Raw genomic sequence first — 26,797 nt, forward strand, 5'->3', positions numbered from 1 at the left:
CCGTCCCGGACCGGTCGGGTCCGGGACGGCGGGCGTGGGCGGGCCTGCGGTCCTACCGGCGTGTCAGCCGGTCACCGCCGGCCGGTGGACGGCGCGAACCACGGGTACGCGGGCGCGTCCGGTCCCCACGTGCCGGGGCGGCCGTGGGCGTCCTTGGTCACGAAGACGCTCGGCTCGGAGGCGGTGACACCGCCGCCGGTGGAGCGCACCGTGACGAACCAGGCGTGGGTCGTGCCCGGCTTGAGCCCCCGCCAGGTCACCGAGGCGACCTCGCCGGAACGGGCCTTGGCCTTGCCGATGACGCTCACGGGGTCGTAGAGCGCCAGCGAGTCGGTCGTGAAGGCCGTCTTGCGGCTGGTGAGGTCGACCGGCAGCACCATGTTGTCCTCGGTGCCGTCGTAGCGGTGGTCGGTGTCGTACTCGGTGGCGCCGAACTCGTCGAGCAGCGGCGAGTAGGTGTCCACCGTCACCTCCGAGCGCTTGACGTCGAACTGCAGCATCCGGAAGAAGCTCGCGCCGAACTGGAGCTGGTCGTCCGGCCGGTAGCCGCCGATCTCGGTGAGCCCGAGCCGGTCCGCGGAGACCGTGTAGAACTGGTAGTCCGCGAGCAGCTCGACGACGTCGTGCTCGACCTCGCCGACCTTGGGCTTCACGTTGGTGCCGACGCCGTGCTCGTGACCGGCGAGGATCAGGAAGACGTTCGGGTTGTCCTGGACGACCGTCTTGTAGAGCATCGAGCCGTCGGGCGCGGAGAACGGGGCGCCGCGTCCGTCCGGGTTGCCGCTCGGCGCGAGGTAGTCGTGCGAGAGCAGGATGCCGTTGCGGCCGGGGAAGCGCTTGAAGACGGAGTCGGCCCATTCGGCCTCCTCGCGGGTCACCCCGTAGGACAGGCCGACCACGACGAAGTCGAGGCCGCCGGCGGAGAACAGGTCGTAGTGGTTCTGGTTGTCGCCGGGCCGCCAGGGGCCGCCGTACTCGGCGTGCTTCCAGCCCTTGGACAGGGCCTGGTAGCGGTCGGGGCCGTAGTACTTGTTGTAGATCGCGCCGGGGCCGTTCTCGGTGCCCGACTGGTTGTCGTGGTTGCCCGCGATCACGCCGTTGGGGATCCCGGCGTCGTCGAGGATCTTCTGCTGCTCGGAGGAGAGCTCCAGCTCGCCGGTGATCTGGCGCTGCGTGGCCTCGTCGGCGGGCTTGCGGATGTTGTTCTCGATGATGTCGCCGGTGTGGGCGACGTAGGCGATCTTGCGCTGGTCCTTGTTGGCGGCGATCCAGCGGGAGACGTCGCCGTACGCCTTCTCCCACACCGCGCGCTCCTCGGGCGTCTCCTGCTCCACCGCGCCCTCGGAGAGGTACTGGGTGTCGGTGTAGTGGACGATCGAGAAGTCGTACGAGCCGGGGTCGGCGAAACGGTTCGGGTCGCCGGCGTCGATGTCGTCGGCGAACGGGTCCTCGCCGGTCACCATGACGTGGACCTGCTGCCGGTCGACGTACTTGCGGTCGACGACGGCGGTCAGGACGGTGTTGCCCTCGACGGCGCCGCGGGCGCTGGTCAGGACGTCCCAGGCGTCGGTCCTGGTGTTCCACACGCGCAGCGCGGCGAGCCGTTCGGGGTCGATGACGCCCTCCCAGCGCAGCACCGGCGCGTCCACGTGGCCCTTGACCTTGACGTCGTACCGCTGGAAGGTGACGTCCGGGCCGGCGGGCGCGGGCAGCGTCCTGCCGTCGGCGGGCGCGAGGCCGGCGGCCTTGACCTTCTTCTCGCCCTTGACCTCGAGCGTGGTGGGGACGGACGTCGCCGTGCCCTGGTACACCTGGTCCGGCGTGATGATCTCGGTCTCGGAGAACGTGGCGGTCACGTCACCGCCGTCGGGCTCGGCCACCGTGGCCGACAGCTTCACGCTGCCGCCCGCGTCGGTCGTACCGGACTTCGGGGTGAGGCCGGCGGGAGCGTCGGGGACGCCGGCGGAGGTGAACGTCACCTCGCGGGTGCCGGTGTTGCCGAGGCCGTCGGTGCCGGACACCTTCAGCGTGTGCTCACCTGCGGACAGGCCGGGGCCCACCGCGGCGCCGGGCTCGACGGGCTTGCCGTCGAGCGTGACGTCCGGGCCCTTCACGACGCCGGACAGGTCCTGGAGCCGCACGTCGAGGACGACCGAGGCGGTGATCCGCTGCCCGGCGGCCGGGACGCTGGACGCCACCGTGGGGGCGGAGTTGTCGGTGACCAGGAAGCGGGTCGCGGTCTTGCCGCTCTTCGACGTCGCGGCCAGGGTGTGCCTGCCGTCGGCGGTCTTGGCGGTGTCGAGGTCGGCGTACAGGCCCTGGGCGGGGCCGTCGACGAAGAACTCCAGGTCGATCTCGGTGAGCGGGTTGACGTTGTCGCCGCAGTTGCCGTCGCCGAGGCCGTACGAGCCCTTGAGCATCCGGCCGGCGGCGGTGCCGTTCGCCGGGGTGAGGGTGATGTCGGAGACGGCGAAGTCGTCGCGGTTGTCGCCGCAGGAGGTCGTGAAGGTGCCCGTGACGAAGTCGATCGTGTTCCAGCCGGGGACGAGCCACTCGTTGGGGAACGTCAGGCCGACGTGCTGGCTGACGAAGTCGGCGTCGAGCACCTGCTTCTGGCCGTTGACCAGGATGTGGTTCTGGTAGCGGGCCTCGATCGAGTTGGTGCCCACGGTGAAGCCGAGGGTCGCGTTGCCGGAGCCGAGGGTCGGTGAGACGTGCACGGCCGGGGCGTCGATCGTCCAGTGCAGCTCGGCCTCGCGCAGGCGGGTGTCGCTGTTGCCGCAGCTGCCGTCGCCCATGGCGTACGAGTCGGCGATGCCGTGGCCGGTGACGGTGCCGCCGTCGAGGGCGAGCGCGAGCCCCGAGATGTCGAAGTCGTCGCGGTTGTTGCCGCAGCTCTCCTTGTAGGCGCTGGTCACGACCGTGATCGTGTTGTCACCGGGGACCAGGAAGCGCGCGGGGACGGCGATGTCGACGCGCTGGCTGACCCAGGTGCCGCCCAGGTCGATGCGCTTGCCGTTGACGAGGAGGTGGTTGTCGTACCTGTCGTCGATCGAGTTCGACCCGACGTCGAAGGAGAAGGTGGCCGCGCCATTGCCGAGACTTGCGGCGGTGGCCGGCTCCTTGCCGTCTACGGTGAGCGTCGTCGGCTCGCCCTCGGCGCCCGCGGGGAAGTTCGCGAAGACCGGCTGGCGGCCCTTCACCAGCGTGCCGTCCTTGGGCAGCAGCCGGGGGGCACCCGCGGGGGCGTTGTTCACCGTCACGGTGTTCTTGACGGTCTTGCCCGAGGTCGTCGTCGCCGTGAGGGCGTGCGCGCCGTTGGCGAGCCCGGTGGTGTCCAGGTCGGCGCGCAGGCCGGTGGTGCGCTGCGGGTCGCCCAGGACGAAGAAGGTCAGTGTGGCCTTGGTGAGCAGCGTGGTGTTGGTGCCGCAGCTGCCGTCGCCGAAGGAGTACGTGTACTCGTTCTCCTCGCCGTCCGCGACCTCGCCGAGCAGGTCCAGGCTGATGTCGGAGAGCACGAAGTCGTCGAAGTTGGTGCCGCAGGAGCTGTCGACGGTGCCGGCGAGGATCTCGACCTTGTTCTCGCCCTTGACCAGCTCGTCGTTGGGGATCTCGATCGTGCCGCGCTGGTTGACGAGGTCGCCGATGTCGGCCCGGTAGTCTCCGTTGACCAGGACGTGGTTGTGGTAGCGGGCCTCCGTCGAGTTGGACCCGACGTCGAAGCTGAGCCGGGAGGTCCCGACCGTCCGCTCCGCGTCGACGGCCTTGCCGTCGACCGCGAGCCGTGTGACGGAGTCACCGGCCAGCGTGGGCGTGGCCGCGACCTTCTCCGTGCCCTCCAGGTACGCGCCGTCCCCGGGGGTGAGCGCCGGCAGGCTCGTGGCGTCCGCCGACCCGCCGTGCCCCGGTGTGCGCTCCTGCGTCGCCGTCTCTGCGTACGCCCCGGTGAGGTTCCCGCTCAGCAGGAGCAGCGCGGCGAGCGCCACTCCCACGAGCCGTTGCCCCGCCGATCCGCCACCGGGCCGTCCGAGCCGCTGTGTTGGCCGTATCACCAGCTGTCCTTCCGATCGCCACAAGGTGAGGGGAACGCCGGTGCCGAGAGGTGGCATGCCCCTGGCGGATCTTGGCCAGCGGAGGTGAACGCAGTTAAAGCAAACGTAAACAACCAGCGGAAGGTGTCCCCTTGGCCCCGCGGGGGCCGGTCACCTGATCACGACATATGGCTGCACGGCGTACGCGTATGCGGAATTGCAACCGTTGATCCGGCCGCCTGTGCAACCCACCCGCGGCGCGGTGGAGTAGTGAGGGGTGAGCGGATCGCCGGCTGTGGGGCACGGCGGGGTGCGCATGAGGTTCACCGACCGAGGAGGAGCGTCACGTTGTCCGGATTCAGAGGCGTCTCAATGGCGGCCGCACTGCTGGGTGGGATCTTGTTGCTGACGGGGTGCAGCGACTCCTCCGGGTCCGACTCCGCCGCCGGTCCGGCCACTTCGTCCTCGCCGGACGCGTCGGTCACGGCACAGGCATCGGCGTCCGGCTCTCCCTCGGCCCGGCCGTCCGATTCCGCCACGTCGCCCTCGGCCACCACGCCGTCGCCCCGCTCCACCGCCCCCGCGACCTCCCCCAGCACGCGGCAGGCGCCCGCCTCCGTCCCCGGCTGCCGCAACCTGACCGTCAGCGGTGAGGTCAAGGCCGCGGTGACGCGGGCGTACCAGCGCGGTTTCCCGCGCTTCGTGCACATCGAGCCGGAGCCGCAGCGGTTCTTCTTCGGCCAGTGCGGCACCGTCCGCTACGCGGCCACCCAGTTCCAGCCCACCCGGGGCGCGACCGAGGGCGAGCTGGTGAACCTGCAGGACGAGGGCAGCGCCATGAAGTACTTCCGCGCCACCTCGGGAACCAACTGGGCCTACGTCGCCACCGACGGCTTCCCCGCGAGCGAGAGCGGCTGCCGCGCGATCCCGCAGATCCCCCGGGCCCTGGCCACGGCCTGGCGGAACTGCGCCGTCGCGCGCTGACGCGTACCGCTGCGCGCGGCAACGGGTGCGTCACCGGGACGGCGCAGCGCGGCAGCGGCGTTCCTCACCTGGCGGAGCCCCCGGCGCGCAGGGGAATCGCAGGTCAAGGCCGTCGCGTCCCGCCCCGTGGACGGCGCTCCTCTGATCGCACCATATGTCCGAGTTCGGTAGATTCCCATGGAACCGCCCTGAGGTGAGGGACGACAGGACCTTCAGCCCGTGAAGGCCGCCGAGGAACGGGGAAACCGACGATGGCCACCGACTCACCCGTGCAACTCGGCATGATCGGCCTCGGACGCATGGGCGCCAATCTCGTGCGCCGGCTGATGCGCGACGGCCATCCATGCGTCGTCCACGACCTCAACCGCGACGCCATGCTGGAACTGGAGAAGGAGGGGGCGACGGCCGCCGCCTCGCTCCAGGAGTTCGTGGAGAAGCTCGCGCCGCCCCGCAACGTGTGGCTGATGCTCCCGGCGGGGGTCGTGCAGTCGACGCTCGACGAGCTCACCGCGCTGCTGGAACCCGACGACACCGTCATCGACGGCGGCAACTCCTACTACCGCGACGACATGGCCCGCGCCCGGCAGCTCGCCCCGCATCGGATCCACTACGTCGACTGCGGCACGTCCGGCGGCGTCTGGGGCCTCGAACGCGGCTACTGCCTGATGATCGGCGGCGAGGACGAGCCGGTGGCGCGGCTGGACCCGATCTTCCGCACCATCGCGCCCGGCCGCGGGAACGCCGAGCCCACGCCCGGCAGGACCAGGTCCGACGGCACCGCGCCGGAGGGCTACCTCCACTGCGGGCCGAGCGGCGCCGGCCACTTCGTGAAGATGGTCCACAACGGGGTGGAGTACGGGATGATGGCCGCCATCGCCGAGGGCCTCAGCATCATCCGGCACGCGGACGCGGGGCTCGGCCGCAGGGCCGTCGACGCCGAGACGGCGCCGCTGCGCGAGCCCGAGGCGTACCAGTACGAGATCGACGTGGCCGAGGTCGCCGAGGTCTGGCGGCGCGGCTCGGTGATCGGCTCCTGGCTGGTCGACCTCGTCGCCGACGCGCTCGCCCGCTCACCACAGCTGGACCAGTTCACCGGCCGGGTCTCGGACTCCGGAGAGGGCCGCTGGACGGTCCAGGCGGCGATCGACGAGAGCGTGCCCGCCCCCGTCATCAGCGCCTCGCTGGCCGAACGGTACGCGTCGCGCGGACTCGGCGAGTTCGGCGACAAGGTGCTGTCCGCGATGCGCGGCGAGTTCGGCGGCCACGCCGAGAAGAGCGGGTGAAGGCGCCGTGTCCCATCGTTCCCCCTCACCCGGTCACGGTCCGGTCCCCGAGGACCACGTGGTGGTGCTGTTCGGCGCGACCGGCGACCTCGCCCGCCGCAAGCTGCTGCCCGGTCTCTTCCACCTCGCCAAGGCGGGGCTGCTGCCCGCCCGCTACCGGATCGTCGGCTCGGCGCCCGCCAAGAGCACGCTGAGCGACGAGGACTTCCGCAAGCACGCGCGGGACGCGGTCGCGGAGTTCGGCCGGTCGAAGCCCCAGGGCCGCGCGTGGGAGGAGTTCGAGGCCGCCCTGTCCTTCGGTGCGTGCGATCCCGGCGCCGCCGGGCCGCTGCTCGCGGCCGTACGGGAGGCCGAGCAGGCGATCGAGGGCAGCCCGCGGCGCCTGTTCCACCTCGCGGTGCCGCCGAGCGCCTTCACCTCCGTGATCGAGACGCTCGGGGCGAGCGGACTCTCCGACAACGCCCGGGTGATCGTGGAGAAGCCCTTCGGCACGGACCTCGCCTCGGCCCGCGCGCTCAACGCGTCCATCCACGCCGTCTTCGACGAGTCCCGGGTCTTCCGCATCGACCACTTCCTCGGCAAGGAGTCCGTCGACAACATCCTCGCCCTGCGCTTCGCCAACGGCCTCTTCGAGCCGATCTGGAACCGCGACCACATCAGCCACGTGCAGATCGACGTGCCGGAGAGCATCAGCATCGAGGGCCGCGCGCAGTTCTTCGAGGGCACCGGCACGTTCCGGGACATGATCGTCACCCACCTCTTCCAGCTCCTGGGATTCGTGGCCATGGAGCCGCCCACGGCACTGCAGGCACAGTCCCTGCGGGACGAGAAGGAGAAGGTCTTCGAGTCGCTGCAGCCCGTCGACCCGGCCCATGTCGTGCGCGGACAGTACGAGGGGTACCGGGCCGAGCCGGGCGTGGATCCGCACTCGGACACCGAGACCTTCGTCGCCCTGCGCGCGACGATCGACAACTGGCGCTGGGCCGGGGTGCCCTTCTACCTGCGGTCGGGCAAGTCCCTCGGCGAGGCACGGCACGTCGTGACGCTCGGCTTCCGGGAACCGGCCCTGCGCATGTTCCCGCTGGCCGCGCGGGGCGGCTCCGAGACCCGGAGCAACGCGCTGGTGATCGACTTCGACGACCCGGGCCGGATCACCACCTCCTTCCTGGTGAAGGAACCCGGCCCCGCCATGCGCCTGAGCACCGCGGAGATGGTCTTCGGCTACGCCGACTCCTTCAACACCATGCACGCCCTCGAGGGCTACGAACGCCTCCTCCTGGACGCGATGCTCGGCGACCAGTCCCTGTTCACCCGCTCCGACGGCATCGAGCGCCTGTGGGAGGCGTCCACCCCGCTGCTGGAGAACCCGCCCCCGGTCGAGCTCTACGCCCCCGGCTCCTGGGGCCCGGACAGCGTCCGCCGGCTCATCGCGCCGCACCACTGGAGCCTTCCCCACCGCAAGTGACCTCCAGGCGGCCGGCTGCCCGGCGTGCGGTGGCCGGAGGCCGGGCCTGCGCAGACGGCCGCGGCACGCATCCGGCGGACATCCCGCCCTCGGCCAGGGGGACTCACCCTGGCCGAGGGCGGCGGTGCAGCCGGCCTCGGCCGCCCGTCAGGGGCCGCCACCGGCACCCCCGTCAGTCCGCCAGGGGAGCCGTCAGGTTCCCGATCCGCATGACCGCCCAGCGCACCATGATCACCGTCACCATGCCGCTGGCCACGACAGCGGTGACGATCGAGGCGGCCGAGCCGGAATGCAACGCGGTCAGGAACGGGACGACCAGCGTGACCACCGCCGCCAGCGCCCCAGCGCCGTACCAGCCCAGGAACAGCACCGGGCCCATGCCGCCCGCAGGGGACTGGGCCGACGACATCAGCAGATGGTGCTTGGTCGCCCCCCGGCAGGCGTTGACCAGCGAAGCGCCCACCAGCGGCGGCACCAGGGCCGGTGCCAGCAGCGCACGGGCCCCCGCGCCTTCCCCGGCCAGCACCCCCGCCGCCACCAGTGCACCGACCAGCCCCAGCACGACGGGCACCGCCGTGTGCCGCAGCATCAGGCCCCGGTAGGGGTACGGAGCCCACGACCCGCGCCGCGTGTCGTCGGTCTCCACCCGGGCCGGCTCCAGCAGCTGGGTCAGCGACCAGTAGCCGAACACCAGTGAGGCCAGCGCCGCCGTCACGCCTGTCCCGCCGTGCGCCGAGGCCGCCAGCACCGCGCCCAGCACCGCCAGCAGCCCCAGCACCACCGCCCGGCCCAGCCGGCCCGGAGTGCGCAGCAGCGCGAGCGTGTCGCGCCACGGCACCGCCAGCTCCGCCCGACGGGGCGCCGGCAACCTCCATCGCGTCGACCGGCCCCCGCCGGTGACCCCGGCCACCGCCTGCCGCGCGGTACGGAACTCCACCGTGCGCAGCGCGGCCATCACCCCGGTCGCGGTCCGCGAACGCCGCCGTACCGCGGACAGCGCCAGCGACCCGGTGAAGCGGTGTGCCGCGGCCAACGCGCCGGCCACCACCACCGCCAGCAGGACGCCCGCGGCCCAGCCGCCCGGCAGCGCGGCCGGCGTGGGGGCCAGCGCGGCCAGCCCGGCCCAGCCCCAGGGCCCGGACCACAGCTCCACCCGTTCCAGCCCCGGCAGCCGGTCGCCGCTGACCGCCAGCACGGTCTGCGCCACCAGCGCCAGCACCGCCATACCGACGTACGGAGTGGCCAGCCGGGCCCAGCGGGCCACCCTCTCGCTGCCTTCCACCGCGGTGGCCAGCGCGGTCGCCAGCAGCGGAAGACCGCAGCCGCCCAGCAGGCACCAGCCGAACGCGGCCGGCAGCCCCACACCGACCGTCAGGCCCAGCGCGACCATGCCGATCGCCGAGACCAGCAGCCCGGCTCCGCCGGAGATCGCGGCCGACCCCCAGAACCACGGCCGCAGCACCCGGGCGACGTCCACCGGCTGGGCCAGCAGCCAGTCCACGGTCTCCCGCGGCGGCACCACCGGCCCGCGCCACTGGGCGTCCCAGGCGGCGACCAGCAGCCATCCCAGCCCCAGCGCGCAGGACCCGGCCGGCAGCGCGGCCAGGATCGCCGGTCCGTGACCGGAGTAGTCGGCGCCCATCGACTTCTCGAGGAACAGCCCCATGCTCGGCAGCGCTCCCCACACCACGAGGAGCAGCACCACGCAGTACAGGGTGTAGGCGATCTGGCCGGTCTTCTTGCGGCGGTGCGGGGTGCGCAGGTCACGGACCAGCCGCAGCGTCTCCCGCGTCCAGTCGTCCTCGTCGGACCAGGCCGCGGCGTGCTCCCCGGTCCCGTCGGTCTCCTCGGCGAGAGTGGTCACCGGCCACCGTCCAGGTTCTCGGCCAGCCAGGTCAGTCCGTCGGCGCCGGTGGCGAGCACCTTGTCCGGGTGGCCGTCGGCCACCACCTTGCCGTCGCTGAGGACCAGCACCCGGTCGGCGACCGCACGGGCCAGCTCTCCGTGGTGTGTGACCAGCAGCACGGCGACGCCTTCCGCGGTCTCCTTCTTGATCAGGTCCGCGAGCTGCCGCCGCGCGCCCGGGTCCAGTCGCTGTTCCGGCTCGTCCAGCAGCAGCAGGTCGCGCGGCCGGACCATCGCGGAGGCCAGCAGCAGCGACTGGAGCTGCCCGGAGGACAGCGCTCCGGGCAGCGCGTCGGCGTGGTCGGTCAGCTTCCGCTCGGCCATCACGTGGCCGATCCAGTCGCCGGCGTCCTCCACCCCGTGGGCCACCGCCACCAGCTGCAGATGCTCGCGCACGGTCAGGTCGGGGTAACACGCCGCGGTGTCGCCGACCACCGCCACCCGGGCGCGGACGGACGGGTCGTTCTCGTTCATCGGCTTGCCGTCGAACGTCACCGTGCCGGTGCTCGGCCTGTCCCGACCGGCCGCTATGCGCAGCAGCGTCGATTTGCCCGAGCCGTTGTGGCCGAGCAGCGCCACGCACTTCCCGGACCGCAGTCGCAGGTTCATGCTGGCCAGCGCGGTGCGCTTGCCGTAGACCCGGCTGACGCCGCTGAGCTCTAGCAATGGTGGTGCACCCATGTCGCCGGGCCTCTCGTCTTACGAAAGCTGTCCCCGCTTCGACCTCGGGACGACGGCCCGGAGCGGCCCGGCCATTCTCCACGCTCCGCCCGGCCGGCGGACCGCCGGGTGTCCTTGGTCACTCCGCGTTCAGGGCGCCGCCGAGTCCGTTGGTGAGTGGTCGCGGTCCCTGAAGACCTGGTGGCCGGCTTGCCACTGCGCGGTCAGCCGGTCGACGGTGGCCGACGACGGTCCGGCGGCGGAGCTGAGGACCTCTCCGGCCGCGGGCACGAAGTTCCGGGCGGCTCTCCTCGGCGATCCTGCCGCCGTGGTGCCGCCCGGGGTGCCCTTCTACTTGCGGTCGGGCAAGCCCCTCGGCGAGGCACCGACGGCATCGAGCGCCGGTGGGAGGCGTCCACCCCGCTGCTGGAGAACCCGCCTCCGGTCGGGCTCTACGCCCCGGGCTCCTGGGGCCCGGACAGCGTCCGGCGGCTCATCGCACCGCACCACTGGAGCCTTCCCCACCGCAGGTGAGCCGCGGGGCTTGCGTGCGGTCCCGCACGATGATCTTGCCGGTGTTCTCGCCGCGCAGCATTCCCAGGAACGCGTCCACGATGTGCTCGAAACCGTCGACCACCGTCTCGTCCAGGGCGAGACGGCCGCTTTGCAGATGCGGCACCGCGAACTCGTACAACTCATCCTGCAGATCAAGGTAGTTGCGGACCAGGAAGCCCTCCATTCGGATGCTCTTCTCCACAATGTCCGCGTGGTTGAAGCGCGGCGGCGGCGCGTCGGGGGTGTTGTACTGGCTGATCGTGCCGATGCGGACGATGCGTCCGAATTCGCGCAGTGCTCCCACCGCCGCGGCCAGCTGCTCGCCGCCGACGTTGTCGACGAACACGTCGATGCCGTCAGGCGCGGCCTTGCCGAGGAGGTCGGCGGCGGGCCCGTCGTGGTAGTCGAAGACGGCGTCGTAGCCCACCTCCCGCATGAGGTGTCCGGCCTTCGCCGACGAGCCCGCGCTGCCCACGAGCCGTCCGGCGCCGAGCAGTCTGGCGAACCGCCCGGTCGCCGTGCCGACGCCGCCCGCGGCGGCCGACACGAACAGGTCCTCGCCCTCCTGGAGCCGGGCGATCCGGGTCAGGCCCACATAGGCGGTCAGGCCGGTGCCGCCGAGGGTGCTCAAGTACGCGGTCAGGGGCACTCCGTCGAAGCGGGGCAGCCGCCGGATCTCCTCGGGCGTGACCACCGCGTGCGTGCGCCAGCCCTGCCGGTGGAACACGATCTCGCCCTCGGCCAGCGCAGGCGTGCGCGAGGCGGTCACCCGCCCGATGGTGCGGCCTTCCAGTGGTGCGTGGAGCGCGAAGCCGCCGGGCACGTCGTCCATCATCTCGCGGTGGTAGGGGTCGACGGACCAGTAGAGGTTCTCCACGAGCGCGCTGCCGGCCGCGGGCTCGGGAAGCGTGGACTCGACGACGGCGAAGTGCCCGGCGGTGGGGAAGCCGTGCGGGCGGGCGGTCTGGTGCACGGTGAGCGCGGTCTCGTTCATGACCGGACGGTAGGGCGGGAATGCGCCGCCCGGGCAGCCGGTTGGGCTCATGCGACGCACCGTTCCATGAGCAGCTCTCATACGCCGAGGTGAACGCCCCGTGGCGCGTACGACCGACTCCGATCTCGCCCCGCACGAACTGCGCGTCCTGGTGGCGGTCGCGGACACCGGCGGCTTCTCGGCCGCGGCCGGCACCCTCGGGCTGACCCAGTCCGCGGTCTCCCACTCGGTGCGCGGCAGCGAGCGCAAGATCGGGGCCGTCCTCTTCGAGCGCGGCCGCACCGGCGCCCGCCCCACTCCTGCCGGCGAGAAGGCCGTCGCGCACGCCCGCCGCGTCCTCCGCCTGCTGGACGTCCTGACCGCCGAGGCGCGCGGCGCGGGCCGGCCCGACGCCGCGGAGGGGCCGCTGCGGATCGCGGCTTTCCGCAGCGCGGCTCTCCACCTGCTGCCGCCCGTGCTGCGGCGGCTGCGCGCCCGGCAGCCCGGGATCGAGCCGCGGGTGCGGATCGTACGCGAGGTGGGGCGCGGCACCGCGGGCGAAGTGGCCGACGGGAAGGCCGACATCGCCCTTGCCACCCTGGGCGGCTCCGTGCCGCTTCCACCGGGTCTGGTCGCGGGCGGACTCCTGGAGGAGCCGTACGCCCTGGTGCACGCGAGGGGTCACGCCGCCCCGCGTTCGCTGCCGCTGGTCGACTGGGCCGAGAACTGCGGCTCGTACACCCGCGCGTGGTGGTCCGCGCAGGACTGGATCCCGCAGGCGACCGTCGAGGCCGAGGACGACGGCGCGGTGCTGTCCTTGGTGAGCGGAGGCCACGGGATGGCGATCATGCCGGCGCTCTCCCTGGTCGGAGCACCGGACTCCGTCGAGATCTCCGACCTCGGCCCCGCCCGCCCGACCCGCCGGGTCGGCTACGTCACCACGTCCGAACTGGCCGGATCCGCCGTCGTGCGCGCCTTGGTGAGGGAGCTGCGGGCGGCGACCCCGAGTGGAACCCGCGGTACGCGCTGACATAACGGGGACACGGGCGCTCCCGCCACCCGGCGCCTGGGAGCGTCCGGGGGCGGGAGCGTCTGGCGGGGAGCCCGAGGGGCGGTCAGGTGGTCCAGATCTGGAACTCCGAGATCTGTCCGGCCGGCCAGCCGGTGTTGGCGCCGATGTTCAGGCGGAAGTAGCGCTGGGTGGTGGCGGGGAAGGTGATCGTGACGGTGTTGTGGGTCGCCGGGTCGAAGGTGTAGGCCGCGGAGGCCTTGACGGTGGTGAGGTTGGTGCCGTCGGTGCCGCCCAGCACGGACAGGGTCTGGGTCCGTGCGCCCCAGCTCGCGGGCAGTTGCAGCACGATCCTGGACGCGCTGCGCGCCGACCCGAGGTCGACCTGGACCCACTGCGGGAACGCGTTGTTGACGCTCTCCCAGTAGGTGGACTGGGAGCCGTCGGTCACGTTCGACGAGGGGTAGACATCGGTGTGGCTCGACTCGGTCGTCGGCCGGCCGGCGGCCAGGTTGACGGCCTCGCCGCCGGTTCCGGTGCCCGACAGCGCGATGGTGGTGGGGCTGTTGGCCGCGTTGCCGGTGACGGTGACCGTACCCGTGCGGGTGCCGGTGGCCGTCGGGGTGAAGGTGACGCTGATCGCACAGGAGGCTCCGGCGGCGATGGACGAGCCGCAGGTGTTGGTCTGCGCGAAGTCACCGCCGGCCGTGATCGAGGAGATCGAAGCGGCGACGGCCCCGGAGTTGGTGACGGTGACGGACTGCGCGGCGCTGGTGGTGTTCAGCGCCTGGCCGCCGAAGGTGAGCGAGGCGGGGGACGCCGAGAGACTGGCCGGCGGAGCGCCTCCCGCCGCCGTGAAGGTGAGGGAGTTGGCGTTCCAGCCGCCGTTGTCCTGGTGGAGGGTGAGGATCTGGCGGCCCGCGGGCAGGGTGACCCGCGCGGTGACGGTGGCCCAGGTCTGCCAGCCGCCGGTGGCGGGTATGTCGACGGCGCCGGTGAGGTTGGCGCCGGAGGCGTTGGACAGGTGCAGCGCGCCGGTCACTGCCGAGGGGGCCGCGACACGCAGTCCCACCGTGTACGTCCCTGCTGTGGCGACGTCGACGGTGTAGCGGAACCACTGCCCGCCGCTGGTCCAGCCGAGGTTGTGGCCGCCGCCGGTGTCCGAGGTGGCCTCGAGGTCGACGCCGTCGGCGCGGTAGCCGTTCGCGTTGCCGTTGACGCTGGTGACGTTGTAGGCGACGCCCTGGCCGCCGGTGTCGTAGTTCTCGGCCTGGACGGTGCCGGGGATCGCCGCGGGGGTGCCTCCGTAGGGGCCTTCGGGCGCCGGAGGCTCCCAGGTGTTGCCGCTCAACGTGGCGGTGAAGCCGCCGGAGTTGTTGACGAAGGCCGTGGCTCCGGAGCGCAGGCCGGTGACGGTGTTGCCGGTGATCGCGGCGGAGCCGGTGGGCGCGGGGTAGAACGGTGGCGAGATCGCGATGCCGTTGCGGCCGGGGGTGGTGACGGTGTTGTTCTGCAGCAGGGTGTCGGTCGAGGTGGAGAAGCCGATCCCGTCGTAGAGCGAGTCCACGACGGTGTTGCCGGTGGCGGTGACGTTGTCGACGATGCCGGTGTTCTGCCCGTCGCCGCCGTTGCCGATGTGGAGGGCGGGCTGCCCCTGGCTGTAGGCGTTGCCGCCGGAGCGGACGACGGTGTTGTCGGAGACCGTCGCGGACAGCAGGTCGCTGCCGTTGACACCGAACCGGCCGGCGCCCAGGCCGATGTAACGGGCGGTGTCGCTGATGTAGTTGCCGCTCACGTGGTGGCCGCTGCCGCCGTAGATCCCGATGCCCTTGCCGCCCCACGGTGCGATCGAGGTGTTGCCGCTCACGGTGACGTTCGTCATCGGTTGGTAGAACGTCTGGGAGCCGTCGCCGTTGGTGTTGTAGTGGACGGAGTTGATGGCGATGGCGTCGTCGCCCGTGCCGCGGACGAAGTTGTTCGTGACGGTCAGGTTGTTGCCGGTGTCGGCGCCGAGTGACACGTTGTTGACGTTGATGCCGTCCGCCCAGATCGCCGTCAGTCGGCTGTCGCGGACGGTGCCGCCGGTGCCCGAGGCCCAGAAGCCGGACATGGTGTGCTGGGTCCAGATGCCGTCGGCGACCCAGTTGGTGCCGGTGGTGTCCATCGCGCCGCCGTCGCCACCGATGGTGCTGCGGCTGACGGCGTTGGCGTCGACGTGGAAGTTCTCCACCGTGCAGGAGGTCAGGTTGAACAGCGCCGCGAGCGGGGTGCTGTTGGGGACCGGCACGTCGCGGTAGACCGTGCTGTACCACAGGCCCGCGCCCGCTATGCGGATCCCCTGCGCGGTCAGGCCGGTGGTGCCCTTCACGTAGAAGGTGCCCTGCGGGATCCAGAGGGTCTTGCCCTGCGACTGGGCCTGGTTGATGCAGTTCTGGATCGCGGCCCGGCTGTCGACGGATTGGGGGGCGGCCGCGCCGTTGGTCGGGGTGTCGTCCGGGACGGCGCCGCAGCTGGTGATCGAGATCGAGTTCGCCGGCTGGGTCAGCGGCGCGGGCGGGTTCTCCACGTCGACGGAGTCCACGTCGTAGAAGGCCGCGCTGTTGGCGGCGTCCTTCTTGAGTGAGAACGTAGCGCCCGCCGGTATCGGGGCGCCGGTGACGAAGGCGTGCGACTCGTCCCAGAAGACCCTCGGGTTGCCGTCGGCCGGGTTCTGGTTGTCACTGGTGTTGTAGTTGTTGTTGCCCTCGTAGACCCAGGTCTGCTGGGAGTTGAGGTTGAGGGCCTGCCGGAAGACCCCGTTGACGTACAGGTTCAGCGTCGCGGTCGTGCCGCCGCCGGAGGCGGAGTCGGGGATGCTGGCGCGGACGTTGAGAAAACTGATGGGCGCCCCGGTGGTGTTCGTCCACTGGACGGAGTGCCCGGTGCCGCTCAGGTGCACGTAGGCGTGGCCGGACGCTTCGAGGGCCGCACTGGAGTACTGCGTCGCGGGCGGCGCCGTCAGCGACGTCGTGGTGGCGCCCCCGCCCGTCGTGCCGACCTCGGCCTCGTAGATCCGGAACGGAGTCGTCGCGCCGGCCGCGGCGGCGGTGCCCGAGGCCTCGGCTGCCGGGGCGCGATGGGGCACGGCGCCCGCCGGCACGGCCGACACGGCGGACACGCATAAGGCGCCGACCGCTGCGAGGGCGATCGTCGCTAACCTGCGCCCGGCGTGGCGGCTGCCACGGGAAGGTCTGGGGATCGCCCGCATCTGAGGCTCCTTCAGGAACGTGGAGAACCGGCGCCCCGAACGTACAGATCGGCACCAGACCCCGCAAGGTTCTGAACACGCCAAGCAAATTCTCGGCACACCCATGCAAGATTGACACGACGGCAGGCATACGGGCAGCTCGCGCACCTTGCGGATCCCACTGACGAAGCCCCGAGGCACTTTCTTCACGCCTTTTTTCACGCCTTGACAGAACACCGACAGGCTGTTTCGATCTGCTCGCGCATCCGGAGCGAACCCCTGTCAGCAGCCGGGCCGCGCGGGATCGGGACCCCGCACGACCCGGTACCCCCTCAGGAAGGAAGGCACCGTGAGACGTTCCCTCTTCGGGGCAGCCGCGGCTCTCACCTTGGTCGTTCTCGCCGGCACCGAGTCAGCGGCCCCGGCCGCCGTACCGCACCACGGCTCCGACTCCGTAACGGGCACCTACTCCACAGGGGCCGCCCACGCGTGGCAGTCGTTACCGAGCGCGGACACCAGCGGCACGAGCACCCCCACGGACGCGACCGTCGTCGTCGATCCCAGCAGCGCCCGCCAGAAGTACTCGGGCATCGGGTTCTCCCTCGACGAGACCAGCGTCTCCAACCTGTGGAAGCTCACCCCCGCCAAGCGCGAGGAAGCCGTCCGGCTGCTCGTCGACCCGAAGACCGGGGCGGGCCTGAACCGGTTCCGCCTCACGATCGGCAGCCCCGACCTCATCGAGCACCTGCCCTTCTGGTCGGAGGACGATCTCCCCGCAGGCGTCACCGACGACTTCCAGCTGAAGCACTTCTCCATCCAGCGCGACATCGACCTGCACATCGTCGACACCATCAAGCTGATCCAGCGCTACAACCCCAAGGCCACGTTCTTCGCTTCCGCGTGGAGCGCCCCGGCGTGGATGAAGACCAACAACCGGTTCACGGGCGAGGTGGCGCTCAAGCCGGGAAGCACCACGGACTATTACCAGGTCGGCAAGCTCCGGGACGAGTGCATCGACGTCTTCGCCCGCTACTACGTCAAGTTCGTTCAGGCGTACGCCCGGCACGGCATCCGCGTCGACGCTCTGACCCTGCTGAACGAGCCCGGGATGGACGTGGTCTACCCGGCCATGGACATCAGCGTCGCCCAGCAGCAGAAGCTCGCCCTCGCGATCAAGAAGGCCCTCCGCAAGGCCGACCTGAACACCAGCTTGTACGTCCACGACTTCAACTTCTGGGACTGGCGCGACCCGAACAGCACCGCGACCAAGAACTACTACCGCATCTTCAACGACGCCCCGGACGGCTCGGTGACCGGCCGGCAGGTCCTGAACGCGACCGACGCCGTCGCCTTCCACCCCTACTGGGGCGACCCGAAGGTCATGCGGGACGCGTTCGAGCAGACGGGCAAGCCGGTCCACATGACCGAGACCAGCGACCTGTCCGCGGCCACCATCCTGAACGACTTCCGCCTCGACGCGAGCTCGTACATCCTGTGGGCGCAGGCCACCGACCAGGACGGCGGCACGCTCCACTGGACGCCCGCACGCGACAACAACATCGACTGGGACGAGGTCGCCGCGACCACCAAGTGGCCCGACCGCCTGGTCAAGGTGAACACCATGACCAAGGACTTCACCGTCCGCGACGAGCTCTACACCATGGGGCAGTTCGCCAGGTACCTCACGCCCGGCGACGTACGCCTGGAGTCGAGCACCACGGCGAGCGGCGTGAGCAACGTCGTCTACCGCCACGGCACCGACAGGTTCGTCGCGGTCCTCGGCAACGCCAACAGCACCGACACCACGGTGCGGGTCGTCCTCGCCGACAAGTCCTTCGTGGTGAAGGTCCCGGCCAACTCCTACGCCACCTACCGCTGGCAGCAGCGCATACCCCGTCCCCCGCACAACAGGGCGCCCGTACTGGCCCCCGTACCCGACGTGGTGGCCGACCAGTACAGCACGGTGCAGGTCCCGCTCAAGGCCACCGACCGCGACGGCGACCGGCTCGCCTTCTACGCGACCGACCTCCCCGACGGCGTCACCGTCAACCCCACCACGGGAACGGTGACCCTCAAGCCCACCGTGGCCAGCGAGAACGACGTGACGGTGGTCGCCACCGACGGCACGGCCCACGCCAAGGTCACCCTGCACGTGACGATACGCCCGCACAGCGCACCGGTCGGAGTGCGGATCGAAGCGGAGTCCTACGCCGCCCAGCACGGCTGGACGGCCGGCGGCGCCAACTTCATCGAGTCCAACCCCGCCGCCAGCGGCGGTGCGAACGTCGGCTGGACCGCCACCGACAACTGGCTCGACTACGCCGTCGACGTCCCGACCGCCGGCACCTACGACCTGGAACTGCGCGTCGCCACCGGCACCGGTGCGCCCGTCCCGGGCGCACTGTCCTTCCGTGACAGCAGGGGCGCGACGCTGGCCACGGTGTCGGTGCCGGACACGGGCGGCTGGGGCTCGTACCAGTCCGTGCACGTGCCGGTCAGTCTCGTGGCGGGAGACCAGACGGTCAGGCTCTTCTGCGGGACCGGCGGATTCAACATCGACTACTTCCGGCTGTCGTAAACGCTCCCTGCGGCCTCCTGACAGTTGAGGAAAGGCCCAGGTCGGGGGATGGATTCCCGACCTGGGTCTTGTGCCGTCCAGATCAGTCCAGCCGTCCGTATCCGTCCGCAGCGTCCTCGTCGTCCTTCGCGGTCAGCCGGTTACGGCGCTGGGGGCTGCTCGGCCTTCCCGTTCACCGCGGCTGACGGTGCGGTGAACGGGCCGAACTGCCCTGGCTGGTGCTCGCGATCAGGCCATGCAACGGGCGAACGCCTGCACAGTGCCTGAGTTCTTCGACTCGTTCTGGAAGGTGATCTGCCACTGCGTGGCGCTCATCGCACGGTTGTCCATCACGTCGATGCTGGCGGAGGACACCTTCCAGCCACCGCTGATGGCATTGGTGCCCGCAGGGCAGGTGACAGTGACGGTCTTGCTTTGGTTGGCCTCGATCGACCCCACCGGACTGTTCACGGTGTCGGGGGACGAGGCGGTCACTTCCACAGCCAGCGCAGGGGACGCCAGGCTAAGAGCCAGCGCGGGGGCGGCGGCCAGGGCGAGGAGCTTGGTGCGGGTCATGGTCCGACCCCCCTTGAGTAGCTCGCGCATTCGGACGAATCGAACGCACGAGCCCAGACTGGGCAGGGCGGAAGGGAACCGCCATTCGATCCCCCCCATTGGAGTGATGGAATGCGTAGCGTTGTTTATTGATCGTGGTCGAGTGAGATTGACGACCGCCGAAGGCCCCGCACATCGGCGCAGGCCGCGAAGCCCGCGGCTTCGACGACGACCCCGGGATGGGGATCGAAGTGGCCGTCCACGAGAACCCGCAGTTCGACCTCCTGGCGTCCCTCGCGCCATACAGCATCCATGCAGTGGGATGGAGCCGAGGCGCCGCGGTGTACAGCACCGGGCCTGTTGGGGCGAAGCACCCCCAAGGTCGCCAGGGTGGCCGTTGGCTGCGTTCGCTGCGGTTCGCCCAGGTCGAAGCAGGAGCACTGGCGGCCGCTGGATCACGCGCGAGACGACGTGTACGCGGGGGTTCGCTGCCCGGAATGTGGGGAGAGGGTGGCGAGGTCGCGTGGCAGGCGGCTCTCACTGCCAGTCGCCCGGGGGTCACGTCCGGCGCCGAGCCGCTCCCCGATGACGAGGGATTCGCCGGCGTCCAGCTCCAGGACGTCGGGGCAGTCGCTGTAGGCGGTCGACCCGCGCTCGGCGGGCGTCGATCCGATACGGCACAGGGGAATCCTTACAGTGACAGGATCGGTGCTATGGGCACCGAGACGGATTGGGTGTACCGGGTCTTCGAGCCGCACGGCTCGGAGGGATGGCGCCCTTATGGCAGGGCTTCCGAGCGGTGGCGGGGCACGATCACCGCAGATGATTCGAGCGAGGGCCCCCGATACGCCGTCGCCCTCGTCGTCGCCGACCTGATGACCGAGTGGAAGGTGAGCGGCCTTTCCAGGGCGAGGCACGTGCGCGTCCTCCTCTGGCGTGACGAGGAGGGCGACCAGGCGGACGCGGACATCATCGTGGAGGTCCGGCCGGACATCCACGGTGAGTGACCGGCGGGTGTCCGATTCACCCGCAGCCGAGTCTGCGGCCGGTTCAGCGATCTGGCGGGTGGTGAGCTCCTTGCGGGGCGGGCGTCTGGTCGGTACGGCGAAGGTGCCGCCCGCGCCCAGGTAGGCAAGATCTGCCGAGGCGGGGATGCCGAGGCGGACGCGGGTGGTCACGATGCGATGGGTGCGGGCCGCGGTCAGATCGTGGGTGCGTCCGGGCAGAGCGCGAGAGATCCACACGATCTCCCCTTACGGGTCGGTGATGACCCTGAGATTCACGCCGTGGCAGCGGTGCTTGCCGGAGTAGTCAGCGCGGCTGTCACCGGCCCGGTCGCACTCGGCGAGGGTGCCGTCCACCAGCGCATACTCCGCACCGGCTGCGCGCGGGGCATGGGCCAGGCAGGGAGCACGGCGGGCAAGGAGACTGGTGACGGATCGGACGTAGGCGTGGGCGGTGCCGACGCTGATCCGGAACCCGGCAGCGATCTGCGCAAGGGTTTCGTGCTTGCGCAGGTACACCAGGACGACCAGGGCCCGCTGTGAGGGCCGGAGCTTGCAGCGGCGCCGCAGGGCGAGCCGGGTGTCGCAGTCGAAGGTGATCGCGTGGAGCTTCCTGCAGAATTTACCGAAAACCTATTGACTCGCTACATATGTTGTGCATCGTGGTTTATAGGCCATAACACCGAAAGAGTTGCAAAGTCGATGAGGACGTCTAGTCGGCGGAGTGACTCGGACAGGATGTGGTTCAGGCCCCCGGCAAGCCGGCGCGATACCGAGGCGACAGTGACGACTGAAGCTTCAGGACACGCGCAGATCTACCGGGGACTGTTTTGCCCTCGGAGCCTTCGCACGGGCCGAGCGCCAGTGCGAAGGCTCTGGCACGTCCACTCTCCCAGCGGGATCGAAGAGCAGCAGACGTAGCCCCTTCCTGCAGGCGACACCTGTTCATTGGACGTCTGCCTACTCGATCAAGGCGCTCCCGCCACGCAGGACCCGGCCGCCGGACAGCTGCACGTGCCCGAAGCAGAAGATGGCGTCCGGGGTGGGGATCACCTTGTAGGTGCTGTTCTGCGGGTCGTACACGGCGGAGGTGAACGAGCCGGCCGCGAAGTTGTCGGTGTTGTTGCCGTAGCCGGCGATGAGCAGCACCTTGCCGTTGTTGAGGACGACGGAGTGCATGGAGCGCACGGGGGTCTGCGCGGGCAGGACGTCCCACTGGCCGTCCTGGCACCGGGCGGCCATTCCCGTGCACACCGGATCCGGTGGTGGGGCGGCGACGAGCTCGGTGGTGTAGTCGTCGGTGGTGACGCTGCCGACGCCGTAGACCGACACGCCCCAGGTGAGCTGGTCGGTGCCCGCCGGGACGGGCCGGGTGCGCACCTCGGCCCGCGACCACGTGGCGCTTTGCGGGGGGTGCCTCTATGTATTTCGTCAAGCGGCGCGGGGGGGTTCTGGGTTCGTAGTAGGTGCCGTCGCGGAGCATGGCGAACAGGACGCTGATGCGGTGGCGGGCGAGGCGGAGGAGGGCTTGGGTGTAGGTTTTGCCGCGGTCCCGGCATTGGTTGTAGTAGGCGCGTGAGGCGGGGTCGTGGAGGGCGGCGAACGCGAACAGGAACATCGCCCGTTTCAGCTGCCGGTTCCCGCCTCGGGGTGCGTGTTCGCCGTGGATGGAGGTGCCGGACTGTTTGGTGGTGGGGGCCAGGCCGGCGGAGGAGGCGAGGTGGGCGGCGCTGGGGAACGAGCTGCCGTCGCCGACGGTGACCAGGAGGACTGCGGCGGTCCTGACGCCGACGCCGGGCAGCGACGTCAGGACCTCGGAAAGAGACATCCGATGCAGTTGATCTGTCAAGCGGCGCTGGTGGGGTGGGGAACGCGGTGAGTTCGTCGTAAGGGGTGCGCTTGGTGAGGCAGTGGCGGAGACAGCCGAGCATGCGGTTGAAGAGGTTGCGCTGGGCGGCGGTGTGACGGTCTCCGTCGGCTCGTCGCCTGTCGTAGTGGGCTCGGGCGCCCGGGGAGGCGGTCAGGCTGGCGAACGCCCAGACGTATCCGACCGAGGCCAGACGCTGATTCTTGACCCGTCGAGCTGTGACCGCGAGGCTTCTGCCGGACGCCCGGGTCGGTCTGGGACCGCACCCAGGCGGGCAACAAACTCCGCTCCCACCTGCGCGAATACTTCCCCGGCTTCCTCGCCGCCTTCCAGCACAACCGCGAAGGGATCAGCAGCAGCGTCGCCCGCGCCATGCTGGCCGCGGCCTCCACCCCCGAGCAGGCAGCCAAGCTCACCCGCGCCCAGCTGCGCTCGCTGCTGAGGAGAAGTTCCACTCGACGTAGATGATCGCCGCGTTGGTGCGGTGCGCGAGCCGGCAGGCCTCCGTCGACCAGGCGGCGGACGACATGGCGGCGTAGACGTCGTCGGTGACCCACACGCGGCCGTCGTCGGCGAGGAAGCCGCCGATGACGCCGGCGACGTCCCGGCCGCCGCCGGACGGGTCGATCGCCACGGCGATCTTCCGCGGCTCCACGCTGCCGCCAGGGTCGCGGATGAGGCGCAGCAGCTCCTCCGAGACCAGCGCGCCCTCAGCCGGCTGCGGGTCGCCCTGCGCGAGCGAATGCCAGTCCCGCACGATCGACGTGCGCTTCATGTCCTGCCACCACGCCAGCAGCGCCCTGCGGTCCCTCGTGAGGATCTTCGGGTGCGGCAGCGGGTCGCCGTGCTAGAGGCCCCCCGAGAAGGCGGCGCCGGCGGCGGCGCGCAGCACGACGTCCAGATGCGGCACCGCGACCAGGCCCGCGAGGCCGCCCGCGCGCGAGGCCGCCGGGGAACGCCCCGGCGACCTCCCGCTGCCGGCCGAGGCCGGTGTCCGCGCCCCCGCGCCGCCCCGGCCGGCGAGCTGTCGTGCCACCGCCGTCGTAGGGCCGGCCACCGGTGCGTTCTCCTCGAAGGGCACGGCGAACCTGTCGGGCGGTGGCTCGATGACGGTGGTCACCCGACGAGCTCTGCGGTCTCGCTCCAGTGGCCCACGAGCGCCGCGTAGCGGGCTGACGATCGCAGGAGCTCCTCGTGCGTCCCCATCTGTATCCGGGTGTGGTCCATCACCATGACCACCTCTGCCCGCAGGGCGGAACTGATCCGGTGTGCGATAACGACCAAGGTGCCCTCCCGTCGGGAGAACGCCTCTTCCGCGCGGGCCTCGGCTGCTGGGTCGAGGTGACATGTGGCCTCGTCGAGGATGGTCACGACGGCGTTCGCCAGGAAGGCACGGGTGAGGACGAGAATCTGCCGCTCACCCGCTGACAGGTGCGCCGGGGCGAGGTGGGCGTCGAGGCCCCCGAGCCGGTCGACCAGGGATTCGGCGCCGACTGCACGTACGGCGCCCTCCAGCTCCGCGTCGGTGACGCCCTCGCGGTGGTAGGCCAGATTGGCCCGCACGGAGCCGGTGAACAGGTAGCCCTGCTGCGGCACGAGGTTCACGGACGTCCGCAGCGAGTGCCACTCGAAATCCTCCAGTGGGCGGCCGTCGAGCCGGACCGTTCCGCTGTCCGGGCGGAGCAAACCTGCCAGGAGCCCGCCCAGGGTCGACTTTCCGGTCCCGCTGGGGCCGACCAGGGCGATGTGCCGGCCGAAGGGTATGGCGAGGGAGAGTCCGCTGACCACCGCTCGGGTGGGGCCGTAGGCGAAACCGAGTCCCTCGGTCTTCAGGACAGGTCTGGGGGGGACCGTCTCGCGCCCGGTCGGGATGGTGTCGAGGGGAGGCGGCGTCTCCTGGATGCGGTGCAGATTCACGAAGAGCGGCACCAGGGTGGAGCTGACGGTCTGCGTGAGGGAGCGCAGCAACGGCACCAGGGAACTGAACAGGTAGGTGGCCGCGCCGACGAGGCCGCCTGTCGTCAGTCCCGCCGCCGTCCTGAGCCAGGGTGCGGTCAACAACAGCAACGCCAGCGGCAGGTACCCGCCGACCGCGACCACCACCGCCCGAACGGTACCCGTGCGGCCGATGGCGCGTACTGCGGCAGCCTGATGGTCGATCGCCTGACCCACCTGCGTAGCAGCGCGGGCGGTCGCGCCGCAGGCAAGGACGTCCCGCAGCGCCGTGAGGACGGCCCGGGTCTCGGTCGAAAGCTCCTCACCGGCGACAGCAGCTTCCTGGTGGATCCGTGTCAGCGCCCTGACCTGGCCGATCAGGAGCCCGATGGCGACGACTGTGCAGACCGCGACCGAAGCCATGAATACCGGGGAGAGTACCGCCAGGCCGAACAGCACGCCGGCCACGGAGAAAGCCTGCTGACGCATGGTCAGCAGCGTGTCGCCCGTCAGCACGCGTACGGTCTCCGCCTGGGTCATGATGCGGGCGGCGGCACGGTTTCCGGTACTCAGGTCGGTGCTGCCGGTGCTCTGCAGCGCACTAGCCACGGTTCGCTGGACCAGCCGGTCGCGCAAGGGCTCGACGAGCTCGGCCACATGCCGTGCGATATGTGGTTGGGCTGCGGCGCTGACGGCGTAGGCGAGAGCCACCAGCGACAGCCACGCAAGGCCCACACCTGCTCGGTGACGAAGGAATCCCTGGTCGATGGCGGTGGCCACGCACAGCCCGGAGAGGAGGGTGGGTGTACTGTCCGCGACCGACCACAGAAGCAGCCTGGTCAGTGGCCGCCGGGCGCCCGGCATGTGCAGGGGCAGCAGATCTTTCATGGGGAAGGCTCCCTCGCCGGCATGTGGGTGGCGAATGCCAGGCGGTATGCCTGGTGCTGCCACAGTTCCTGATGGGACCCCAACTCCCGGATCCGTCCCTGGTCCAGCCAGGCCACGAGGTCGGCGCGGGCGGCGGTGGCCGGGCGGCGGGCCACGACGATCCTCGTGATGCCCGCCAGGCGCTCCTGGATCGCCTGGGTCACTTCCGCTTCCGTGGCGGTGTCCAGACTGGAGGTGGCGTCATCCAGGACGATGGCGTCCCGTCCCTGGAGCAGCGCCCGGGCGATGCCGAGCCGCTGCAGTTCGCCACCGGAGCAGGCGAGGCTGCGCACCGGGGTCTGCAGACCCTCCGGCAACCGATCGACGAAGTCGGAGATCTTGGCGATTCGGCAGGCTTGGGCGACCTCCTTCGCATCTGCGTCCGCCCGGCCGTAGGCAAGTGCCTCCCCCAGGGTGCGACCGACCATGACAGGCTGTTCGAAGGCGAAGGCGACACGTCCGGGGGCTACGGGGGTACCCGCCAGAGCGACGGTCCCGGTTTCGGGAGTGAGCAGTCCGCCGGCGAGCAGGGCGAGCGTGGACTTTCCGGAACCGGAGGCACCGACGATCGCGAGTTCCGAACCAGCCGGCACCCTCAGGTCGCATTCCTGAAGCACGCCGCTGTCGCCGTACCGGAGGCTCACCCGGGACAGCGCGATCTCTGCTCCCCCTACGGCCGGGGCGTACGGCCGGACCGTGGCCTCGGCCACCGCGCGCTTGGCGGGCAGCTCGGCCACCTCGTGCACACGCCGCCATGCGGCGATCATGTGGGCGAAGTGAGTGATGCCGGACAACTGGCTGAGCGACTGCAGTCCATATGCCAGATAGCCGACGGCAGCGACGAGCGTCCCGACGGGGAGCCGCCCCTCGGTCACCTGTGCACCGCACAGGCCGAGCACGGAGAGCTCGGTCAGGCCCGTGAGCAGGTTAATGCGGGTGCCGATCTTGCCGGCGACGGCCCAGTCCCGACGTCCGACAGTGGACAGGTCCTTCAGTGGTTCGGTGATGCGCGCGAGTTCACGCTCCTGTGTGCCGGCCGCATGTATGGTGCCCAACCCGGTGAGGGCATCGTCCAGCGCGCTCACGATCGTCGCCTGGACGCTCTGGTACCGCTCGTAAACGGTGGTGGCACTTTTCGTGCTTCGCCATAGGATGACGGCGGTCGCTGTGGCCCCGGCGGCGTACGCGAGCGCCAGGGTCCAGTCGAGGTACAGCAGGGCGAGCATGGCTCCGAGCGCGCTGAGCGCGGCCATGACGCAGTTGATGAGGGCGAAGCCCATGTCGGAGGCGACGGTGACGTTGCCGGTGATCCGAGCGAGGAGGTCGCCCGTCCTGAACCGCTGAGTGGCGGGCAGGCCCGCGTCGAGGACCTGCTGGATCAGGGAGCGGCGGAGCTGGGCACCGGCTGCGGCCACGGAGGCGTTCTTCGCGCGGCTCGCCACAACAGTGGCCAGCAGGGCCGCAGCCAGGGCTGCGACAGTCCATCCGGTGGTAGCGGCGGCCCGGTGGTCGTCGAACGCTGATTCGATGGCCCGGTCCAGGAGCACCGGCAGTGCGAGAGAGGCGGCCGCGCCTACGCCGCTCGCGGCGAAATAGAGCGTGTGGGGGCGCCACGACGCCCGCATCACGCTGAGGACTGGCTGTATCGAGCGGAACACGGTGCCCTTCCGGTGGCATGCCTGCGGGTTGTGGGCCCGGAAGGGGTCCCACAACCCGCAGGATCGATTCACCCGTCAGACGGGTGGTGTGTTACGGGGCGGTGAAGAAAGTGCCCGGCGTGGTGTTGCGGCCCGTGCACAGGCGCTTGGGGGCGCCGTTGTCCTTGCGCACACGCTGGAGCGCGGCGAGGGTCTTCGTGCCG

The 26,797-nt window shown here is 70.8% G+C and carries 17 protein-coding genes and 5 pseudogenes; 7 read left to right on the forward strand and 15 right to left on the reverse strand.

Annotated features, from left to right (window positions below):
* Nucleotides 1-71 precede the first annotated feature (71 nt).
* Together ACFYYN_RS20060 and ACFYYN_RS20065 are read right to left on the reverse strand one after the other, a co-directional pair.
* Entirely contained in the window at nucleotides 72-4,052 is a 3,981-nt protein-coding gene (locus tag ACFYYN_RS20060; protein ID WP_500546899.1) for a metallophosphoesterase, read from the reverse strand.
* Between the two features lie 302 nt (nucleotides 4,053-4,354).
* A complete protein-coding gene (locus ACFYYN_RS20065) occupies nucleotides 4,355-4,630 on the reverse strand; it encodes a hypothetical protein (RefSeq protein ID WP_500546900.1) in 276 nt (91 codons plus the stop codon).
* A 67-nt stretch (nucleotides 4,631-4,697) separates the two neighbouring features.
* Here ACFYYN_RS20065 and ACFYYN_RS20070 point away from each other — a divergent pair, with 67 nt between their 5' ends.
* From ACFYYN_RS20070 to zwf, 3 genes are all read left to right on the forward strand, one after another.
* Nucleotides 4,698-5,015, forward strand: coding sequence for a hypothetical protein (locus tag ACFYYN_RS20070; RefSeq protein WP_500546901.1), 318 nt, complete (start codon nucleotides 4,698-4,700; stop codon nucleotides 5,013-5,015).
* A gap of 251 nt (nucleotides 5,016-5,266) precedes the next feature.
* Nucleotides 5,267-6,298 (forward strand): phosphogluconate dehydrogenase (NAD(+)-dependent, decarboxylating), encoded by a 1,032-nt coding sequence (gnd, locus tag ACFYYN_RS20075; RefSeq protein ID WP_500546902.1) that lies wholly within the window; start codon nucleotides 5,267-5,269, stop codon nucleotides 6,296-6,298.
* Nucleotides 6,299-6,305: 7 nt separating this feature from the next.
* Nucleotides 6,306-7,763, forward strand: coding sequence for a glucose-6-phosphate dehydrogenase (zwf, locus tag ACFYYN_RS20080; protein WP_500546903.1), 1,458 nt, complete (start codon nucleotides 6,306-6,308; stop codon nucleotides 7,761-7,763).
* A gap of 172 nt (nucleotides 7,764-7,935) precedes the next feature.
* Here the strand turns inward: zwf and ACFYYN_RS20085 are convergent, their stop codons facing one another.
* The 3 genes from ACFYYN_RS20085 to ACFYYN_RS20095 all read right to left on the reverse strand — a co-directional run bounded on the left by ACFYYN_RS20085 (nucleotide 7,936) and on the right by ACFYYN_RS20095 (nucleotide 11,877).
* Complete coding sequence (locus tag ACFYYN_RS20085; protein ID WP_500546904.1) at nucleotides 7,936-9,627, reverse strand: hypothetical protein; 1,692 nt, start codon at nucleotides 9,625-9,627, stop codon at nucleotides 7,936-7,938.
* Nucleotides 9,624-10,349, reverse strand: a complete 726-nt coding sequence (locus tag ACFYYN_RS20090; RefSeq protein ID WP_500546905.1) for an ABC transporter ATP-binding protein — start codon at nucleotides 10,347-10,349, stop codon at nucleotides 9,624-9,626. Before ACFYYN_RS20090 ends, ACFYYN_RS20085 begins: the two co-directional genes overlap by 4 nt.
* Before the next feature lie 472 nt (nucleotides 10,350-10,821).
* Complete coding sequence (locus ACFYYN_RS20095; RefSeq protein ID WP_500546906.1) at nucleotides 10,822-11,877, reverse strand: NADP-dependent oxidoreductase; 1,056 nt, start codon at nucleotides 11,875-11,877, stop codon at nucleotides 10,822-10,824.
* Nucleotides 11,878-11,977: 100 nt separating this feature from the next.
* Here ACFYYN_RS20095 and ACFYYN_RS20100 point away from each other — a divergent pair, with 100 nt between their 5' ends.
* Nucleotides 11,978-12,886: a LysR family transcriptional regulator gene (locus tag ACFYYN_RS20100; RefSeq protein ID WP_500546907.1), complete on the forward strand. Its 909-nt coding sequence runs from the start codon at nucleotides 11,978-11,980 to the stop codon at nucleotides 12,884-12,886.
* A gap of 85 nt (nucleotides 12,887-12,971) precedes the next feature.
* On the opposite strand, the gene ACFYYN_RS20105 is transcribed toward ACFYYN_RS20100, so the two are convergent.
* Nucleotides 12,972-16,013, reverse strand: coding sequence for a discoidin domain-containing protein (locus ACFYYN_RS20105; RefSeq protein WP_500546908.1), 3,042 nt, complete (start codon nucleotides 16,011-16,013; stop codon nucleotides 12,972-12,974).
* A gap of 427 nt (nucleotides 16,014-16,440) precedes the next feature.
* Here ACFYYN_RS20105 and ACFYYN_RS20110 point away from each other — a divergent pair, with 427 nt between their 5' ends.
* Nucleotides 16,441-18,669, forward strand: coding sequence for a carbohydrate-binding protein (locus tag ACFYYN_RS20110; protein WP_500546909.1), 2,229 nt, complete (start codon nucleotides 16,441-16,443; stop codon nucleotides 18,667-18,669).
* A gap of 228 nt (nucleotides 18,670-18,897) precedes the next feature.
* Here ACFYYN_RS20110 and ACFYYN_RS20115 read toward each other — a convergent pair whose 3' ends face one another.
* Nucleotides 18,898-19,224, reverse strand: a complete 327-nt coding sequence (locus ACFYYN_RS20115) for a hypothetical protein (protein ID WP_500546910.1) — start codon at nucleotides 19,222-19,224, stop codon at nucleotides 18,898-18,900.
* Nucleotides 19,225-19,916: 692 nt separating this feature from the next.
* Here ACFYYN_RS20115 and ACFYYN_RS20120 point away from each other — a divergent pair.
* Nucleotides 19,917-20,210 (forward strand): hypothetical protein, encoded by a 294-nt coding sequence (locus ACFYYN_RS20120; protein ID WP_500546953.1) that lies wholly within the window; start codon nucleotides 19,917-19,919, stop codon nucleotides 20,208-20,210.
* Nucleotides 20,211-20,231: 21 nt separating this feature from the next.
* Here the strand turns inward: ACFYYN_RS20120 and ACFYYN_RS20125 are convergent.
* From ACFYYN_RS20125 to ACFYYN_RS20140, 4 pseudogenes are all read right to left on the reverse strand, one after another.
* Nucleotides 20,232-20,771: pseudogene (locus ACFYYN_RS20125) on the reverse strand (transposase); the annotation flags it as partial.
* Nucleotides 20,772-21,194: 423 nt separating this feature from the next.
* Nucleotides 21,195-21,602 (reverse strand): annotated as a pseudogene (locus ACFYYN_RS20130) (galactose oxidase); the annotation flags it as partial.
* 49 nt (nucleotides 21,603-21,651) lie between these two features.
* A pseudogene (locus ACFYYN_RS20135) lies at nucleotides 21,652-22,029 on the reverse strand (transposase); the annotation flags it as partial.
* Between the two features lie 37 nt (nucleotides 22,030-22,066).
* Nucleotides 22,067-22,324: pseudogene (locus ACFYYN_RS20140) on the reverse strand (IS110 family transposase); the annotation flags it as partial.
* Here ACFYYN_RS20140 and ACFYYN_RS20145 point away from each other — a divergent pair.
* Nucleotides 22,324-22,536: pseudogene (locus ACFYYN_RS20145) on the forward strand (IS110 family transposase); the annotation flags it as partial. The pseudogenes ACFYYN_RS20140 and ACFYYN_RS20145 overlap by 1 nt on opposite strands.
* Here the strand turns inward: ACFYYN_RS20145 and ACFYYN_RS20150 are convergent.
* From ACFYYN_RS20150 to ACFYYN_RS20165, 4 genes are all read right to left on the reverse strand, one after another.
* Nucleotides 22,487-22,849, reverse strand: coding sequence for a hypothetical protein (locus tag ACFYYN_RS20150; protein WP_500546911.1), 363 nt, complete (start codon nucleotides 22,847-22,849; stop codon nucleotides 22,487-22,489). The pseudogene ACFYYN_RS20145 and the gene ACFYYN_RS20150 overlap by 50 nt on opposite strands.
* Before the next feature lie 72 nt (nucleotides 22,850-22,921).
* Complete coding sequence (locus ACFYYN_RS20155; protein ID WP_500546912.1) at nucleotides 22,922-23,194, reverse strand: hypothetical protein; 273 nt, start codon at nucleotides 23,192-23,194, stop codon at nucleotides 22,922-22,924.
* Nucleotides 23,191-24,897, reverse strand: coding sequence for an ATP-binding cassette domain-containing protein (locus ACFYYN_RS20160; protein ID WP_500546913.1), 1,707 nt, complete (start codon nucleotides 24,895-24,897; stop codon nucleotides 23,191-23,193). The genes ACFYYN_RS20155 and ACFYYN_RS20160 overlap by 4 nt, the downstream gene beginning before the upstream one ends.
* Entirely contained in the window at nucleotides 24,894-26,594 is a 1,701-nt protein-coding gene (locus tag ACFYYN_RS20165) for an ABC transporter transmembrane domain-containing protein (RefSeq protein WP_500546914.1), read from the reverse strand. Before ACFYYN_RS20165 ends, ACFYYN_RS20160 begins: the two co-directional genes overlap by 4 nt.
* Nucleotides 26,595-26,797: the final 203 nt, after the last annotated feature.

This window comes from Streptomyces sp. NPDC001902 (genome assembly GCF_042891295.1).
Lineage (GTDB): Bacteria > Actinomycetota > Actinomycetes > Streptomycetales > Streptomycetaceae > Actinacidiphila.